The organism is Erwinia sp. PsM31 (assembly GCF_030433775.1).
In the GTDB taxonomy this organism is placed as follows: Bacteria; Pseudomonadota; Gammaproteobacteria; order Enterobacterales; family Enterobacteriaceae; genus Erwinia; species Erwinia aeris.
Window position 1 is genome coordinate 121,481 of sequence record NZ_JARUWZ010000012.1, and the last position, 16,988, is coordinate 138,468.

General features: G+C 48.4%; 13 protein-coding genes. 3 read left to right on the forward strand and 10 right to left on the reverse strand.

Annotation, left to right across the window (positions count from 1 at the left end):
- Nucleotides 1–165: 165 nt before the first annotated feature.
- The gene (gene treF / locus QCD69_RS11875; protein ID WP_301252163.1) at nt 166–1,809 is read left to right on the forward strand and encodes an alpha,alpha-trehalase TreF; all 1,644 of its coding nucleotides are present in this window, start codon (nt 166–168) and stop codon (nt 1,807–1,809) included.
- 166 nt (nt 1,810–1,975) lie between these two features.
- Here treF and QCD69_RS11880 read toward each other — a convergent pair whose 3' ends face one another.
- Complete coding sequence (locus QCD69_RS11880) at nt 1,976–2,377, reverse strand: winged helix-turn-helix transcriptional regulator (RefSeq protein WP_301252146.1); 402 nt, start codon at nt 2,375–2,377, stop codon at nt 1,976–1,978.
- Between the two features lie 112 nt (nt 2,378–2,489).
- Here QCD69_RS11880 and QCD69_RS11885 point away from each other — a divergent pair, with 112 nt between their 5' ends.
- Together QCD69_RS11885 and QCD69_RS11890 are read left to right on the forward strand one after the other, a co-directional pair.
- Nucleotides 2,490–3,347 (forward strand): SDR family oxidoreductase, encoded by an 858-nt coding sequence (locus QCD69_RS11885; RefSeq protein WP_301252148.1) that lies wholly within the window; start codon nt 2,490–2,492, stop codon nt 3,345–3,347.
- A gap of 218 nt (nt 3,348–3,565) precedes the next feature.
- Complete coding sequence (locus tag QCD69_RS11890) at nt 3,566–4,150, forward strand: YceI family protein (RefSeq protein WP_253456007.1); 585 nt, start codon at nt 3,566–3,568, stop codon at nt 4,148–4,150.
- Nucleotides 4,151–4,203: 53 nt separating this feature from the next.
- On the opposite strand, the gene QCD69_RS11895 is transcribed toward QCD69_RS11890, so the two are convergent.
- From QCD69_RS11895 to QCD69_RS11935, 9 genes are all read right to left on the reverse strand, one after another.
- Nucleotides 4,204–6,303, reverse strand: coding sequence for a peptidase domain-containing ABC transporter (locus QCD69_RS11895; protein ID WP_253456004.1), 2,100 nt, complete (start codon nt 6,301–6,303; stop codon nt 4,204–4,206).
- The gene (locus QCD69_RS11900; RefSeq protein WP_301252149.1) at nt 6,293–7,585 is read right to left on the reverse strand and encodes an HlyD family secretion protein; all 1,293 of its coding nucleotides are present in this window, start codon (nt 7,583–7,585) and stop codon (nt 6,293–6,295) included. The genes QCD69_RS11895 and QCD69_RS11900 overlap by 11 nt, the downstream gene beginning before the upstream one ends.
- A 52-nt stretch (nt 7,586–7,637) precedes the next feature.
- Complete coding sequence (locus QCD69_RS11905; RefSeq protein ID WP_301252150.1) at nt 7,638–7,994, reverse strand: hypothetical protein; 357 nt, start codon at nt 7,992–7,994, stop codon at nt 7,638–7,640.
- Between the two features lie 264 nt (nt 7,995–8,258).
- The gene (locus QCD69_RS11910; protein ID WP_301252151.1) at nt 8,259–9,203 is read right to left on the reverse strand and encodes a fimbrial protein; all 945 of its coding nucleotides are present in this window, start codon (nt 9,201–9,203) and stop codon (nt 8,259–8,261) included.
- A 44-nt stretch (nt 9,204–9,247) separates the two neighbouring features.
- Nucleotides 9,248–11,692, reverse strand: coding sequence for a fimbria/pilus outer membrane usher protein (locus QCD69_RS11915; RefSeq protein WP_301252152.1), 2,445 nt, complete (start codon nt 11,690–11,692; stop codon nt 9,248–9,250).
- Between the two features lie 193 nt (nt 11,693–11,885).
- The gene (locus QCD69_RS11920) at nt 11,886–12,569 is read right to left on the reverse strand and encodes a fimbrial biogenesis chaperone (RefSeq protein ID WP_301252155.1); all 684 of its coding nucleotides are present in this window, start codon (nt 12,567–12,569) and stop codon (nt 11,886–11,888) included.
- A gap of 64 nt (nt 12,570–12,633) precedes the next feature.
- On the reverse strand, nt 12,634–13,176 hold the full coding sequence (locus QCD69_RS11925) for a fimbrial protein (RefSeq protein ID WP_301252157.1): 543 nt from the start codon (nt 13,174–13,176) through the stop codon (nt 12,634–12,636).
- A 191-nt stretch (nt 13,177–13,367) separates the two neighbouring features.
- Entirely contained in the window at nt 13,368–14,144 is a 777-nt protein-coding gene (locus tag QCD69_RS11930) for a transcriptional regulator (RefSeq protein WP_301252165.1), read from the reverse strand.
- Nucleotides 14,145–14,521: 377 nt separating this feature from the next.
- Nucleotides 14,522–15,160: a transcriptional regulator gene (locus tag QCD69_RS11935; protein ID WP_301252159.1), complete on the reverse strand. Its 639-nt coding sequence runs from the start codon at nt 15,158–15,160 to the stop codon at nt 14,522–14,524.
- Nucleotides 15,161–16,988 lie beyond the last annotated feature (1,828 nt).

Here is a 16,988-nt window from a genome sequence, read left to right on the forward strand (position 1 = left end):
AGGGGGGAAATAGCGATTATTCTTTGTTTGTTTATTTTTTGAAATATTATCTTAACTTCTGTCATATTCGCGCTTATTTGCACTATGAGACACGAGTACTATACTTAACCTTATACATAATTAACCGTACACCACATTGTCAATCATCGACATCAGGAGGTTTTTATCGCTTTTAATCATAACGACCTGACCATTGACAATAACCTGGCAGATTACGAAGCTTATTATCACGATTATGAAGCGCTGGATATGCTGGCCGAACCGCAGCCTGAACCCATTCAGGGACTGCCCGCGCCGGATATTCTGACGCCTTCCGATCGCTACCAGGAACTCTTTGAAGCCGTGCAGAGCGCAAGGATCTTTGCCGACAGCAAAACCTTTGCAGACTGCGCGCCGAAAATCGAACCGGAGATGATCCTCTACCGCTACTTTATTCAGCGCGAGCGAGAGGATTTTAACCTGCTGGCCTTTGTGCTGGAGAATTTCGACCTGCCGAAAATTAACGACAGCCGCTACGTGGCCGATCCGGCAAAAAGCATGGGCGAGCATATTGACTCGTTGTGGCCGGTACTGACGCGCAAGCCGGAAAAGCATTCTGAATTTTCTTCGCTGCTGCCGTTGCCGGAACCTTATGTCGTGCCGGGCGGCCGCTTTGGCGAAACCTACTATTGGGATTCGTACTTCAGCATGCTGGGCTTCGCGGCTGGCGGACAGACCGATCTGCTGCGCCAGATGGCGGATAACTTTGCGTGGATGATCGACACATATGGCCATATTCCAAACGGCAACCGCACCTATTATTTGAGCCGCTCGCAGCCGCCAGTGTTTGCGCTGATGGTCGAACTGTTTGAAAAAGATGGCGTTAGCCAGGCGCAGCGTTATCTTCGTCAGCTGAAGCGTGAATATGACTTCTGGATGGACGGCACGGAGTCGCTGACGCCCGGCGAAGCATGGCGTCATGTGGTGATGATGCCGGACGGATCGGTACTGAATCGCTACTGGGACGATCGCGATACGCCGCGCGACGAATCCTGGATTGAAGACGTGGAAACCGCCAGAAACTCGGCGCGTCCTTCCAGCGAGGTTTATCGCGATCTGCGGGCGGGTGCGGCTTCCGGCTGGGACTTTTCCTCCCGCTGGCTGAGCGAAGCAGGACGGCTGGAAAGCATCCAGACCACCAGCATTGTGCCGATCGATTTAAACGCGTTTCTCTACAAGCTGGAAACCACGATCGCTCGCCTGTCTGCCCGTAAAAACGATCGTGCGACCGCAGAACTGTTTCAGCAAAAAGCCGTGCGCCGCCGTGAAGCGGTCGATGCCTGGTTATGGGACGCACAGGCCGAGCTGTACCGCGACTACAACTGGCGGGAGCGCGAAAAAGGCGCTTTCTCGGCGGCTGGCGTGACGCCGCTTTACGTAGGAATGGCCAGCCTGGAGCAGGCGGCTGCCACCGCTGCGGCGGTACGCTCGCATCTGCTGGCGCCGGGTGGCGTGCTGACTACGGTAGAAGAAACCGGTGAGCAGTGGGACAAACCCAACGGCTGGGCGCCGATGCAGTGGATGGCGATCAAGGGTTTTAATAACTACGGTGAAGAGCTGTTGGCGAAAGAAATAGCCGCACGCTGGCTTCAGGTAACGGGCGCTACCTATCATCGTCACCATAAGATGGTGGAGAAATATAACGTTGCCGGCCGCGCGCCGGTATTAGCGGGCGGCGGCGAATATCCGTTGCAGGATGGATTCGGCTGGACAAACGGCGTTACGCGTCGCCTGCTGGCGATGTATCCGGAGGCGGCGCCGAAGCGATAAATGGCGCGCTTAATTATTAAAGGCCTTCATTATGAAGGCCTTTTTTATTTAGGGTCGGCGAAAATAATATGCCATCACTGGGTAAGGTGAACTTTATCAACCGTTTTGCCGGGAAGGCAAAAGGAACAAACCAGCGGCATGGCGTTGGCCGCCGCCGAATACAGATTTATTCCTCTGCTGAAAACTGGCGGCGGTTATCAATAATCTGATGCAGATTATCCTCGATCCAGTCGGCCAGGCCCGTAATGCGGTCGCGCGCTTCATGACCCAACACGGTAAGTTTGTATTCAACGTGCGGCGGGATCACTTCATAAGCGATACGCTCCACAAAGCCGTCTTCCTCCATAAAACGCAGCGTTTGCGCCAGCATTCTTTCACTGACGCCGCCTATTTTGCGCCGCAGTTCGCCAAAGCGCAGCGTGTCGTTCTCCAGCGCAATCAGCACCAGCAAACTCCAGCGGCCGGTCAGGCGTTTTAATACTTCGCGCGACGGACAGTCGCGGTTCAATAATTCGCCGCGTTGCAGCCTGTCGCGAAGCGAAACGATTGAGGAACTATTTTTTTCCATACTAACAAACCTGTAAGTACTTACTTTTGGTTAGTGTATGGCATAGGCTGATTGAACACAACGCTTCCGGGGCTAAGCCGGATGCGCTTTTATCACCGCTAAGGAGAACATTATGATTGCAGTAACCGGAGCAACCGGCCAGCTTGGCCGCCTGGTGATTGATGCTTTACTGAAAAGAACGTCTGCCGAAGAGCTGGTCGCCGTGGTGCGTTCGCCGGCGAAAGCGGCCGACCTCGCCGCGCTGGGCGTTCAGGTACGCCAGGGCGATTATAACCAACCGCAGACGCTGGCCGACGCTTTTCGCGGCGTGGATAAAGTGCTGCTGATTTCCTCCAGCGAGGTCGGCCAGCGTGAGGCGCAGCATAAAGCGGCCATCGAGGCGGCCAAAGCGGCAGGCGTTAAGCTGCTGGCCTATACCAGCCTGCTTCATGCCGACAGCTCGCCGATGGGGCTGGCCGATGAACACCGGGCAACCGAGCAGGCGCTGATTGCATCCGGCGTGCCTTACGTTATTCTTCGCAACGGCTGGTACAGCGAAAACTATGCCGCCAGCATTGCGCCAGCGCTGACGCACGGCGTGTTTATTGGTGCGGCCGACGAGGGTAAAATCGCTTCTGCTACCCGTCAGGATTATGCTGAAGCGGCGGCTGCTGTACTGACCAGCGACGTGCCTGTTGATAAAGTTTACGAGCTGGCGGGCGACGAGGCCTATACGCTTACGCAGTTCGCAGCGGAAATCGCCCAGGCCAGCGGTAAAGCCGTACGTTATCAAAATTTGCCTCAGGACGACTTTGCCGCCGCGTTAAAAGCGGCCGGTTTGCCTGACGGGCTGGCAGAGATGCTGGCGGATTCGGATGCCAATGCGGCCAAAGGCGCGCTGTATGATGACAGCCATACTTTAAGCCGCCTGATCGGTCGGGCGACCACGCCGTGGCAGGATGTGGTAAAAGCGTTTGTGGCCAAAGCTTAAAGCCGCGCTTTTCGCACGGGACGCGGTGATAGCTGTTAAAGCATTGCTGCGTCCGGCTAATCTTGCAAAAGGGATCCCCGGTCGTCCCGCTCGATCGCCAGGATCCTTTGCTGTTGGCTAATCTTTTTGACAAAGCCAGTCAAATATCTTCACTATCGGGCAAACCGTTAATGCTGCACTATCCTTAAACATTCCTGGTGAAAATAAGGACAACCGGCATGACGTTAATCAAGAAAGTCGCTTTACCGTTATTAATCAGCTCCGCGCTCTGGTCACAATTTTCTGCCGCCGCGCCCGTTAATTACGCAATGGACAGCGGGCATACCTCCGTTGTTGTTTCGTGGACCCACTTCGGTTTTTCCCATCCAACGGCCGATCTGTCTGATGTTACCGGCAATATTGATTTTGATGCCGCTAAAGTCAGCGATTCTAAAGTGGACGTGACTATTCCGGTCAACAGCATTGATACGCACGTAGACAAGCTGACCGAAGAGTTTAAAGGCCCGGAATATTTCGACGTGACCAAATACCCGAATGCGACCTTTAAAAGCACAAAAGTGGTCAGCACCGGTAAAAATACCCTGGATGTACACGGCGACCTGACCATCAAGGGCATCACCAAACCTGTCGTGCTGCATGCGGTGCTGAACAAGCAGGGCATGCACCCGATGGTGAAGAAGGAAGCGGTTGGCTTTGATGCCACCACCACCTTTAAACGCTCCGACTTTAAGCTGGATAAATATGTGCCGGCCGTCAGTGACGACGTGAAGCTGACCATCACCACCGAAGCCTACGCGAAGTAATTCCGTATCGGCTGCTCTGAAGCCCGCTTTTCAGCGGGCTTTAAATCGGGCCGCTATAGCTCAATTACGCGATCGGCAGAGGCGATGGTGGAAGGGCGGTGGGCCACGATAATGCGGGTGATTTTAAGCGAGGAGATGGCGTTGTTAATGGCCTTTTCATTCTCGATATCAAGATGGCTGGTTGCTTCATCCATAAACAGGATGCTGGGACGCCGGTAAAGCGCCCGGGCAATAAACAGCCGCTGTTTTTGACCGCCGGAAATGCCTGCGCCTAACTCGCCAATCAGGGTTTCATAGCCCATCGGCATACTCATTATTTCGTGGTGAATATTGCTGTAAACCGCACACGCCATAATCAGCTCCCGGTTAGCATCCGGGGAAAAACCGCAGATATTGTCCGCGATAGATCCTGAAAAAAGCCGGTCATCCTGCAGCACGCAGGCAATGCTTTGCCGAAAGTTATTCAACCCAATTTTATGAATATCCAGGCCTCCAGCCAGAATTTCGCCGCTGGTGGGCATAAGGAGACCGCTCATGACTTTAAGCAAGGTCGTTTTCCCGACGCCGGAAGGGCCGACGATAGCAACGCTTTCCCCGGGCTGAACAGCAATATTCAGATCGGTAAAAATCGGTTTTGATAACGCATCATATTGATAGCTGACTTGTTTGACGTTAAGCGCAATACCTTCTCCGGGCCTGAAAATAGCCCGTGGCGCGACGGTTTCTTCTGCCTCGGTGAAAATAAGGTCGGAAATCCTTTCATTATGAAGCGAGAGCATTCGCAGACTCAGCGCCAGATCGATCAGGCTGCCAGCGCGCTGGGAAAATTGTCCCCGGTAGGAGTTAAAAGCCATAAACATCCCCAGGGTCATATTATTATCAATCACCATGGAAGCCCCCAGCCAGAGTATGGCCACCTGATCCAGCGTGCTGACCAGGGTATTGATGCCGCCAAACATCATATTAAACCGGGTAATTTTAATGCCGGTATTGGTGGCGTCGATATTCAGATTAAGCCAGTGGCTGGAGCGAATATTATCGATACCAAGGGATTTTACGGTGGAAATACCGTAAAGCGTTTCCATAAAGTGGGAGCTGGATTTGGCGCCTTTGACAATCTGTTCTTCTGACAGCTGGCGATACAGGCGATAGGTAACCAGACGCATCAGTGCATAACAAAGGGTAAAGCCCATCACGACCCAGACCAGCCAGCCGCCGTAAACCATCATCATCGCAAAAAGCCCGATAGTCATAATGGTATCGATAATCCCGGTAACGATGCTGTTGGTAAATGTTGTTCTGATGGCGTCCAGCGAGGAAAAACGGGACTGAATATCGCCAAGATGTCTCTTTTCGAAAAAGGATAAAGGCAGCTTCATCAGATGATCGAACAGCGTGGTCTTCCACTGTACATCCGTCAACGTGCCCAGCGCGATCGAGGTCCATGCCCGTATTACGCTGACAAAGGCTTTAAACAGGGTAAAGATAATCAGGCCGAGACAGATCACGGTTAGCAGATCGTAATCATGCGCCTGAATAACATGGTCAGTCACCAGCTGAGTTCCTACCGGCAGGAGCAGATTAATCGACTCAATGACGACTGACAGCGCGAATATTTTTAACAGCGCGCCGGGCAGACCATTGATGTTTTTCATCAGATCCAGCAGGCGCAGCCGGGTTTTTACCGTCTCTTTGTGGAATTCCTTATCCGGCCACAGCTCCAGCGCCACGCCGGTAAAGTGGTTGGACATATCCTTCATACCCACCACCCGCCGCCCGAAGGCCGGATCGTGGATCACAAATGAGTTGTGGCGCACTTTTACCAGGACAACAAAATGGTTCATATCCCAGTGCAAAATGCAGGGCGTTCTCAGCTTACCGACCTCATTGATATCCAGCGAAAGCGCGCGGGTTTTCAGCTGAAGCTGCGAGGCTATGCCGGCCACAAGATTTAAGGTCGCGCCTTTGGTTGATACGCCGAACTTCTGACGAAGGTTAAATAAATCGACGTTCAGACCGTAGTAAGAAGAGACCATCGCCAGGCAAGCCAGCCCGCACTCTGAGGACTCCGACTGCAAAATTTTCGGAACTTTACGGCGCAGTGAAAAATTTATTTTGCTGTTAATTTTTTCAAAAAGCGACTTACCTGTCATTGACAACTCCACTCACGCTATTTTTTATTTTATTTATAGGCGCAATCGCCCACTGATATAACGGCTTTTTCTCAAGGAAGACGATGACCCTGGCCTGAAGGCCGCCAGATATTTGCAGTTTTTTTCCCTTATCACTGAATTCTGTATCGTTAATGGCAACCAGAACTTTGTAATAAGAGCCTTTCTCCTGGCGGGCACCGCTGCTATAGGTGCTCATCTCCTGCAGCGAGGCAGGGACAGAGGAAATCGAGATGATTTTTCCTGGGAATTGCCCAAACTTATCAGCAGGGAAAGCGTTGTAGCGGATATTAATGCCGTCCTGCACTTTGACATAGGGCAGGCTGTTATCCGGAAGCCAGAGCAATAAAAAATAGTGCACGTTATCCACCGGCTTAATCTGCGCCAGGCTGGCGCCGGTCTCTACCATTTGGCCCGGCGTTACGCTAAGCGATTCGATAATACCGTCCAGTTTTGCACTGATAATGATACTGTTATTTGCTTTATATTCGGCCAGCTGTCGCTCCAGATCGCTCAGCTGGGATTTATTTTGAATAATCTGGTTGTCAAAATCTGCGGCACGCGTAAATTTATCGCTGCGTAATTGCGAAAGCTGTATTTTTTCCTGAATACTCTGACTGTTCAGCGCCTGATAAGCGCTCTGCTGGGAAAGCGACTGCGCGCGCTGATAATTAAGCTGGTCCTGAGTAATTAACCCTTTTTTTAAATATTTTTCATAATTATTCAGGCTTTCGTTCATTTTCTTTACGCCTTCGCGGGCGCTGTTAACCATCTTCTCGGTTTCTTTATGGGCCTTTGCATAGCTGTCTATCTGCGACTGCAGGTTTTCCAGCGTAGACGCTTTATTACTTTCTAATTTAGCAATCATTGCATGAAGATTAGCCGTCTGAATTTTAATGGATTCGACGGCGGCGCTGCTGACGTTTCCTGAAGAGGTAATACGGGCAACGTCCAGTTCATACAGCGGATCGCCTTTTTTAACGCGATCGCCAACCTTAACAAAGGTGGTGGTGATATAACCCTGCTGTGGTGAATTAATATTGATAGCATGAGGAAGGGTAATCACTTCACCATCAACATCAATACGTCTGCTGTAATCAAAGAAGATCATAGCCAGTATAACTACGATAAGAAAAAGCAGGCAAAATCCTGTAATAACAGATGCTGGTATCTTAGAAATAAGCAGCGCCTTTCCTGTCCACTTCTGGCGCTGATAATCCAACGCGTCGCTGCGGAACAGGCTTTTATTTTTATTGTTATCCATAGGAATTTCCAGAGAGAAAAAAAGAGCCACCGGAGTGGCTCTTGAATAAAAATTAAGCGATAGTGCCGTTCACGAAAGAGCCATAAAGGTCTTTAGCCAGATTTTGCGTTGTATCCCAGCCGGTAGCGCCGCAGTAAATGGCGGTAGAAACACCACCAACAACGAGACCAGCCACCATACCTACACCTTGACTAATAATCCCGAAGCCCAGTAAGCCACCGCCCTCAGCACCGTGACGACCGCCAACATAAGCAAATGATAAAGCGCCAACGGCACCACCAACCACAGAAGAAACGGCAAGTTCACCGATATTAGAAATAGCGCTCAGGGCGAAACTACCAAAGTTGCTGAAGTCCCAGCCGTATGCCCCAGAAACTTCGTTCATTTCAATCACTGAAAGTTCTTTCATTGTATGCATTCCTTTTTTTTTAAATAGCCTTATTCAGGTAAGGCATCCTTTTTTAATGACCCGATTATTGTCGGGCACACTAATCCTATCGTCATGCTGTTAAAAACAAAACTGAATTAACTTTGATTTTTTCTGAATGAATGGGGTTTTTTTCTTAATTTAATATCGTCTGGCTTTCTCAATTCCCCAACGAGTAATTATTTTTCTGAATCCCTTCTGTATTTTGTGAATTCCTACATCTGAACCATTTCATCACAGGCTGAATCAGTTCTGAGTGATGGTGAACGTCATTGCGGCATTTGCCGCGCCAGGGGCAATTTCGCCGGTTTGTTTATAGTGAGCAATCAGGGGGATTTCTATCCTCTGCTCTGCGGCACTATGGTAAGTTGTGGCCGTGGTAAAACTAAGGGGCGTTCTGTTTTTATCCATTACCTCAACTGCAACGCCTGACGCCGCATCATTTTCATCATTGATAGTTAGCATACCCTCTCCGTCAGAACTGCCTACGGGTTCAAAAGTAACCTGAACAGGGATATTATCTGATTCACATTGCAATATAACGGAAAAGTTTCGCTCTGAAGAGGTTGCCGTACTGCCAACGCCATTAAATTCGCTACGGGTCGGACTGCCCAGATTGACCGTCTGATTTTTTGAGCTGGTATCCGCCAGACAGCTTTTCTGGATAATGGTCAGGCTATTTACGGTCAGCGTGGCGAAGGATTCCGAATTAAGATAATAATTACTGTAAACTTTACTACCCGTGGTCCCGGGAGTAATAGGGCCTGTTTTGACAAAGGTAAGTTTAACCTCGCTTTTATTTATCCAGGGGGTCAGCAAATTTTGAGATAATGACGTCATATAGGGAATGTTTTGTCCCGGTTTATACAGGTCGCCAATCATAACGCCCACCCCAGGAATACCCGTTTCATAAGCGCCGTCGACCGTAGTACTTGCCGTGAGAAGTGACGCTGAGCGATAAGGGCTGGTACCCGTACATCCGACAACGAGCGTTTGCCCATAAAAGCCTTTACTGAATCGGATCCCAAGTTGCTCCCCTATTGTCACATTAGGATCAACCGCAAGCGTAAGAGCACCTGTTGTCGCCTTGGGCTTGCCTCCTAAAACGCAGCTCGCTGCATGGCTATAAAAAGGCAGCATTAATATTAACGGTAAATATTTTATTATGACTGGCGGATTAAACACAGACATCTTGTCGTTACTCCAGATAACAGGTTAATTTTCAATAGTTATAACTACCGGCAAATACCGTTCAGCAGTCGAATGCCATTTTCTGGTTTGTTTTCCGGAAGCGTGTAGTTAATCCGACATTTTTTGCTCTCGCTTTTACCCCATTGCACCAGCAAAGTCCCTGAAGGTTTAAGCCCATTGAGATAAACCTGACCGGCTTCTCCGACAATATATCCCTGCTTATTCTGTTCATTAGCCTCCACCACCATTGCGCCAAAAGGAACCGGCTGGCCGTTATGCGTCAGCGTCATGATCCCTCTGCCGCCTACCCGGGCGGAAAAACGGGCATGAACAATCGCACCTCGTGTGGGCACTACACTTTGAGTGCTTAACGCCAGATCGACATCTTCAGGCAGCGTGGTGGTATCAAGCGCAATATCTGAGCGACGATAAGGAGCAACGTTCGGTACAACGGTATAACCACGGAAATCCGTTTTAACGCCGGTCTGGTTAATTAACTGTACGCCGCTGGCGCCTTCCGCCTCCACTAACGCTGCCGTATTGCCAAAGGGCTGGCTCAAAGTAACGCCTTTACTATGGATAATCACGCCGCCCTCGGCACCATAGCTCACTCTTTTCATCGTCTGGTCATAGCCATAACCGGCGGTGACCTCACCGTAAGTACCGCGATAATCGGCGTCAAGATTGCCACTGCTGCCCGTCCCCTGGCTGGCATATCCCTGGCGCAGGTTCCAGGCAAGGTTGTTGTTTTCCAGCGCCGTACCGCTCAGGCCAGCGCTGTGGCTGACGCTTCCCGGTTTGCTGCTGGTCACCGTATAGTTCGCCCAGCTGTTGGGCAGCCAGCGACTCAGCGGCATGGAAACGTTGAAGGAAAAGATCCGATCTTTGGCGTCAGTGCGATTGCCGGAGAAGTCAGACGAATTACGGTTAAAGCTGTAGCTTACGCCATAGCTGATGCCGTTATAACTGTTGTTGTAGCTGGTAGAAACCGACTCCATCCGGCGGTTGGTACGCCAGTAGTCTTCCCGTAACAGGCTGAGGCTCAGGGCGCCTGCGGACTGGCCCAGATGCTGGTTCAGCGTCAGCTCCGTGCGGTTACGCGCCTGTTCCCGGTACAATGAGCTGTAGCCTGAACGCCAGGTATCCATCAGCTCGGGCAGAGAATAGTAATCACGGGTCGAATAGCGGTAACCGGCAATGGCAAAGTTAGTCCCCGTTTCATAAAAGTTTTTACTGTAGCGGAGTCGTACGGACTGGCCGTCGGTTTTGCCCTGGTCTTTTACCGTTGACCAGGCATTAATCACGTCGGCAGAGAACGCGCCCAGGCCGCCAAAATTTTTACCGATGCCGAAGGCGAGCGACTGGTAGTTTGCGGCAGCCTGTAAGCCGCCAAACAGCGTAATATTCCAGGGCAGGCCGTAGATAACCGTCGCCTGGCTGAAATATCTTTCGTCAACGGCGCTGTCGTAAGGACGATAGTTACCTGTGGTGAAGCTGTATTTAAGATAGCCTTCACGCGCCAGTACCGGCAGGGAAGCATAAGGCACAACCAGATTCTGCTCACTGCCATCGGCTTCTTTGATGGTAACGTATAAATCACCGCTGCCGCCGGTAGCGTACAGGTCGGCGATCTCAAAAGCGCCCGGCGCAACATAGCTTTGATAAATGATATAGCCGTTCTGGCGAATAATAACCTGAGCATTTGTCCGGGCCGTTCCTCGTACTACCGGAGCGTAACCGCGCAGGCTCTCCGGTAGCATTTCATCATCTGTAACCAGCTGCGCGCCAAGAAAAGGCACGCTTTCGAAGATATCGGCAGGCGAGGTGCTTTCGCCTACGGTAAGCTGCGCTTTCAGCGGAATAATATTACGTTGCAGATAGGTATAGACGGCATCCCATTTGCCTTTATCTTTTGAGGTGCTGCTGCGGCTCCAGGCGGTGTAATTGCGTAGCCGCCATGCTCCCATGTTCAATCCGGGGCGCAGATTAAGGTACTGGCTGTCGCTGTCGTGAGCATGAATGTCACGGGCATAATTATTAGCCGCAGAAAATCGGTAGTTCAGGAAAAGCGCCGTCAGCCCTTCATCATACTGCTCTGGCGAAATAAATCCTCTGACGCTGGTGCGCAGTGCTGCTTGCGGAATACTTAACATCAGTCGCTGAGTATTAAAATTGAAGGTGACAGAGGCCTGCGGTATCGCGGTAACCGCAACGCATCCCGCCGCGTTCTCTTTTAAATCCGGAAAGGCCGTGGTGCGCACGCCGTAGGAAGCCAGCAGTTGCAGGCTTAAACAGGGCTGTAGAACCTTCTCGCTTGCTGACAGCTCGTGGTTAAAAAAGGTGATTTTTTTAGTTTCGACAAAGCTATCGTTAATAAAAATATCGACTACATAATCGCCCGGCGCCTGAGACTGCGGATTCTCGAATACCGACAGATCGGTTATCTCCGTACTTCCGCTGCTGGTTTGGAGAAAAATGGGGTTGAACATCTCCCTCGCATTAGCCTGCTTTTCAATCAGACCAGCCAGCAGGGCTGGCAGCATCAGTGGCCAAAGGCAACGGCTAATTTTTTTCTTACATCTGGCAGATGAGGTTCCATACATAATCACATTCCATTGCGTAAGTACAGGTGGGTCGAAAGTTGCAAAAGTTAAAAAAACTTTCGTGATTCATCCTTTAAAATTAAAGTGAAGCATGGTGTAGCTCGCCGATACCGCCATAATCATTTATTAACTTCCAGCTGATGCTGCCAGCAACATTGCTGGCCGGAAGTTTAAAGGTTGCGGATGAGCGTGGCGCGACCAGTCCACCTTCGGTAATACTGTTATTATTAATTTTTATAAACATAAAATTCATATAGTAATCAGAAGGGTTAGTAACGGTTAAGGTTGTTCCTTCTGTTTTCCAGACCAGCTCATCAGTATGCTTTTCCGCTGTTTCTCCCGACAGGGCATCTGGCCTGTAAATCAGTTTGAGTCGGGCGCGCACGGCTATTTGCAGCGTGTTTCTGTTCTCTTCTGATGATGAGGGAATAGACTTGATATTGAGCCAATAGAGAGACTCTTTATCCTGAGGCAATGCACGTGCTCCCCGAATAATACGCAGCAGGTTCTTTTGACCGCCATCCATTCTGAATAAAGGCGGCGTGACAATAAAAGGGGGCGTATCTTTAATGGTATTCCCCTGTTCATCTTCGATCCATGACTGGATTAAATAAGGAGAGGTATCCGGATTTTCTATACCGATCGCTTTTTCTTTTTTGTTTCCTTCGTAAATCAGCCGGCTACCCCCAATAATGACGCCAGCATTGGCGCCTGAGATACTTAACATCCCGATAAAAAACAGGAAAATATGGAAATGTCGCATGTTTTATCCTCCTGGGAGCGATGAAAAACACCATCCGTAACGGATGGTGTTAACGTTCAGCAAATTAATAATTAACGGTAAAAGTCGCTACGGAGTTAGCCGGGCCAGCAGTGACGGTAGCCGCTTTCTGGATATAGCGAGCATAGAAGTCCAGAGTATTGGAGGTGGTACCAGAAGTCAGCGGATAGGAAGCTGACTCGGTATATAAAGGCAGAACGCCATTGCTGTCGGAGAGCTGAATACCTACGCCTGTTGCAACACCTGCTTCATCAGTCAAAGCCAGTACAGTGTTATCACCAGCATAGGCGATACCATCAAACTTTATTTTTGCGGTTGCTGCGGTTGCCGGACAGTCCTTCAGGGTAAGACTAAATTTAGTGGTGCTGGCACTGCCGCCCGCCGTTGATCCTACGCCGCTAAACGCGGTTTTATGAACATTTCCCATGATAACATCCATGGTTGTCGCGCCAGCACCGTCGAGGTCAACAGTACAGGCAGTATCGATAATGCTGCCTTTAAAGTTAATTGTCCCGTCTGCGGCAGCTGCGGAAGTGGTAGAGAAAATGGTTAATAAAGCCAGCGCTGACAGCGCGTTATAAATTTTCATAGTGCTATTCCTTGTTAATAATAATCCTGATAATGCAATTTAAATAAGCCATTCCCGGTAATCTATAGCCGATATGCTAAAAGCAACGGGAATTATCTGTTGCCTGCAAGCTGATGCAGCGCCGATAATATAATCGTAAGATTTGGAAGTAGTCTATATGAAGCATTGTGAATTTATGTTGTTGATGAGATTCATCTGAACAGACTAAGGTTGGGGGACTTGTGAATCACAGCGTGATTTTGTGAAAGAGAGAACCTTCTGTTCATTAAAACAATTTCAGAACAGTCGGTGTTTTGTTTTGCAAAACAAAAAGGTAATTCGCTTTTTTGCTCTTTCGTGGTGGGGGTGATCCCTTTGGCATTTACAGCATAACTGTTAATCAATGTTATGATGACAGAGATTATCAAAGCGATAAGGATCATCGAGAAGATGTGCCTGCATTCATCTCCGTCCGTGAAAAAAAATCGGATTTCCCCTCGATTAAAAAAAGGAAGGGCCTTCCGGGAGCTCTCCTTTTTCTCCGCTTGTGGTGCTATTTTCATATTATGGATTTTATTGTATGACATTTTAATAACATCATTCTCCGGATCCGTTTCTCTGATTTTTTGGTGTGTTATCGTAATGTTCTGGCATAAGGTTAGCCCCTTATGAGGAACGGTAACAATAAATTCACCACTTAATCCGGCCTGCTTTAAAGTTTTGCGCAATATTGATATGTTCTGGTAATAAGTGTTTTGTGAGACGACAACGCCGTTTTTTTGCCAAACCTCTTCAAGGAAATGCTCCCTGGATATCACGGAATTCGGATTCATTAACAGCAGAGTAAGACAACGGCTGGCAGGCATATTCAGCCTGATTTCCTGGTTATGCATGATATTCCTTATAATGCATTTATCAGGATCAAACGTGATCTCTTCATTGATAATGAAGATCACGCCATTTTTTTTACCGATAAGATTTTTTCCCATAGTTATCACTGATGCCTCCTGCACCTGTCAAAGTCATTGCTGCTCAGTCCACTGTTTAAGATCCATCGCGCCATTTAATGATAAAAATAAGTGAAGCAGGCGCCTGAAGTGGTCTGGCCTATCGCTATTCTTATAGTAACAAGATAGTGAAGTCTACAGCAGGGCTGTTGAATTATATCTTATTCACAGGAGATTTTTTTCAGAACGGCGTTCGCCGATCTTCCTTCTTATCTGCTATATGCAACAGCAGAAAAGATGGCCGCCCATCCACGCATTAAAGAGTGTGAAGCTTTCCTTCTTCTTATGGTGTTTTGTGCTTTTTGATCCGAATGGATAAAATCCATCCGGAACTGTTAATTAATATTTATGGTAGGTGTTTAAGGGAAAACTTTGATGGTTATAATAAAATCAAAAAAGAATAAAAGCGTGAATAAGAAAGATGTTTTATATCGTTTCCAGCCTGCATGGGGGAACTTCAGCATTGCTTTTTTTCTCTGCGTTCCTTGTATCAATGCACATGGCTTAACTCCTGGCGAATCGGAGAAAGGTTGTTCTGCCGCGGGCTTAATGCCCGGCGAAGCGACTTCAGTCGGGGCGGTTCCGACGGTAGGTTCAGGCTGGCTGCAGGCCGCCAGCCTGCCTTCCATATGATTAAGCGGGTCTGCTGAAGCTACGGGCAGGATTTTGATTTCAACGGATCGTGGCAGCATCAGTCCTTTACGGGGCACCGTGACAATAGTGTTCTCGTCCAGCCCGGTTTTTTTTAAACATTTACGTAGCAGGCAAATATTTTGATAGTAAGTATTGGCTGTTACATATTTTCCATTTTTATGCCATATCTCATTCATAAAATCCTGCTGAGTGATTATCTCACCCTGTTTTCTTATTAATTCAAGAAAACACAGGCTGGCCGGGTGGTTAAGAGTAATGGCATCAGCTGTACCGTTTAAAAAAAATAGCTTATTATCAGCCGGGCTAAACTTTATAGCATTATTGATAACATAAGAATTGTTCATGTTCCCTCTGAATATCCTCTTCATATCCCTTTGTATGAATAAAAATACCACATTTCTTTTATTCAGCAACAGAGATTTACGAATTTTCCTAATCGTTGCCAATTAAGCTTATGTCAGAGCGATTAAATGGGTAGGTGGGCACCACCTCGCGGATTACTACCCCCAGTATGATCGCTTCCTGTAGCTGATTACCCTCAATCGTTTGCCCGCAATCGGTGACGATTCGTTGTGGATTATTTCCGATACGCGCCCATTCGCAGCGGCCTGCCACATCAATCAGCACGCGGCTGCCCGCTACGGCAGGTCGGTAACGATCGATAATGCAAAAGCTGCCGTTGCAGGCGCAGAGATAGCAATCATTGTATCTGAATGAAACTAACAATTAGTTATTAATAAGCCAATGATTTTAAGAAGTATTTACCTACTAACTTTTATTATGTGTTTTGTATCGGTTGCTTACTTAAGTTAGCGGCTAACGTGTTAAGTGCTATGGCTGTCGCTGGGAGATATATTTCCCCTGGCGTTAGCAGTAAGCTGCAGACGCCAGGACTTAACGTCGCAAGCGCCGTAAAGCCCGTTCACCGTAGTTAAAAGGGTTTACCGTAGCTCATTTTTTGCTGGGAGTTAGTTTAAGCCGTTCAGAGGAAGGTATAGTTCGGCAGCGCTGTATATGCCTGTAACCGGCTACGCCGGGCGCGCTGAGATGTTTGACATCAGTGTCACTCTCAGCGGCATTCAGGCCTGGCTGCGCACTGCTCGCCAGACTCAATCGCCTCAGGTAGGGAGGCTCAACCGGACTGAATGTCCGCTTTTGCCGAAGCGGACATTCCGACCAGATGCAGCTCCGCTGTTTTGAACTGGATACTCACTTAACACTATCTTGGTTATAATCAGAGCAAAGAATGACAGCCATCAGATTATGGCTTCGTTTATATTATGTACCTTAATGGCACCAATAACCTCTCAGGTATTAGACGTTAGAGGAGTCGATGATATTCTGCCTTCCTTTAATAGCGCCTGCGCTTCAGCGATAAGCTGTCTAAAAGACGGAGACCGGGAGATACCATTGCATCCCCGAATGGCGAGCTAATAATGCCTTTACTGAACAGCCAGCAGCGTCAATCACCGCCTGTAAACACCGGCCAGCCTGCTATCGCCGAGCGGCATGGCTACCACCTGAAGTCCTGTGTGTATCAGCTCAAGTAGTTCATCATTAATACTTATCCTCAAGCATGAGGTTTATCTTAAAAAGAGAAGTCGCCTATTACAGGGAAGTATGTTTTTTAATCAACTCCGTGAGTTTTCTAATAAAATTGTTCACAAAACAGCCTTTTTAAATAAGCTTTAGTTATATATAAGTCCTGCCAAGCCTAACACATCGTCTTATAACAAAAACGCAACATTAAGTTACAAACAAGCAATTAATCATTAGATTAACTTAGTTATCATTGTCGACCTCTTAAACATAACTTTACATTTAACGTTAAAGTAGGCCGCAAGAAAATGATTAACTCATTGAAATACAGTAAATTTATTGAATCAAGGATTTCTGATCTTAAGGCTAGCGGACAGTATCGCACGTTTCAAACCATCAACCGGATTAAGGGTTCGTATCCGGAAGCCTATACCGGCGATGATGACCAGAAAAAAGTGGTAGTCTGGTGCAGTAATGACTATTTAAATATGTCACAAAATCCCCAAGTTATTGAGTCCATGCATCAAGCAATTTGATCTTACCCAGCAATAGTGGACACGCGACTAAGTGAGTAAACTCTCAAGCAAGAGGTGACTCACATGACAAAATCAGTATCAACCACCAAAAAGCCAC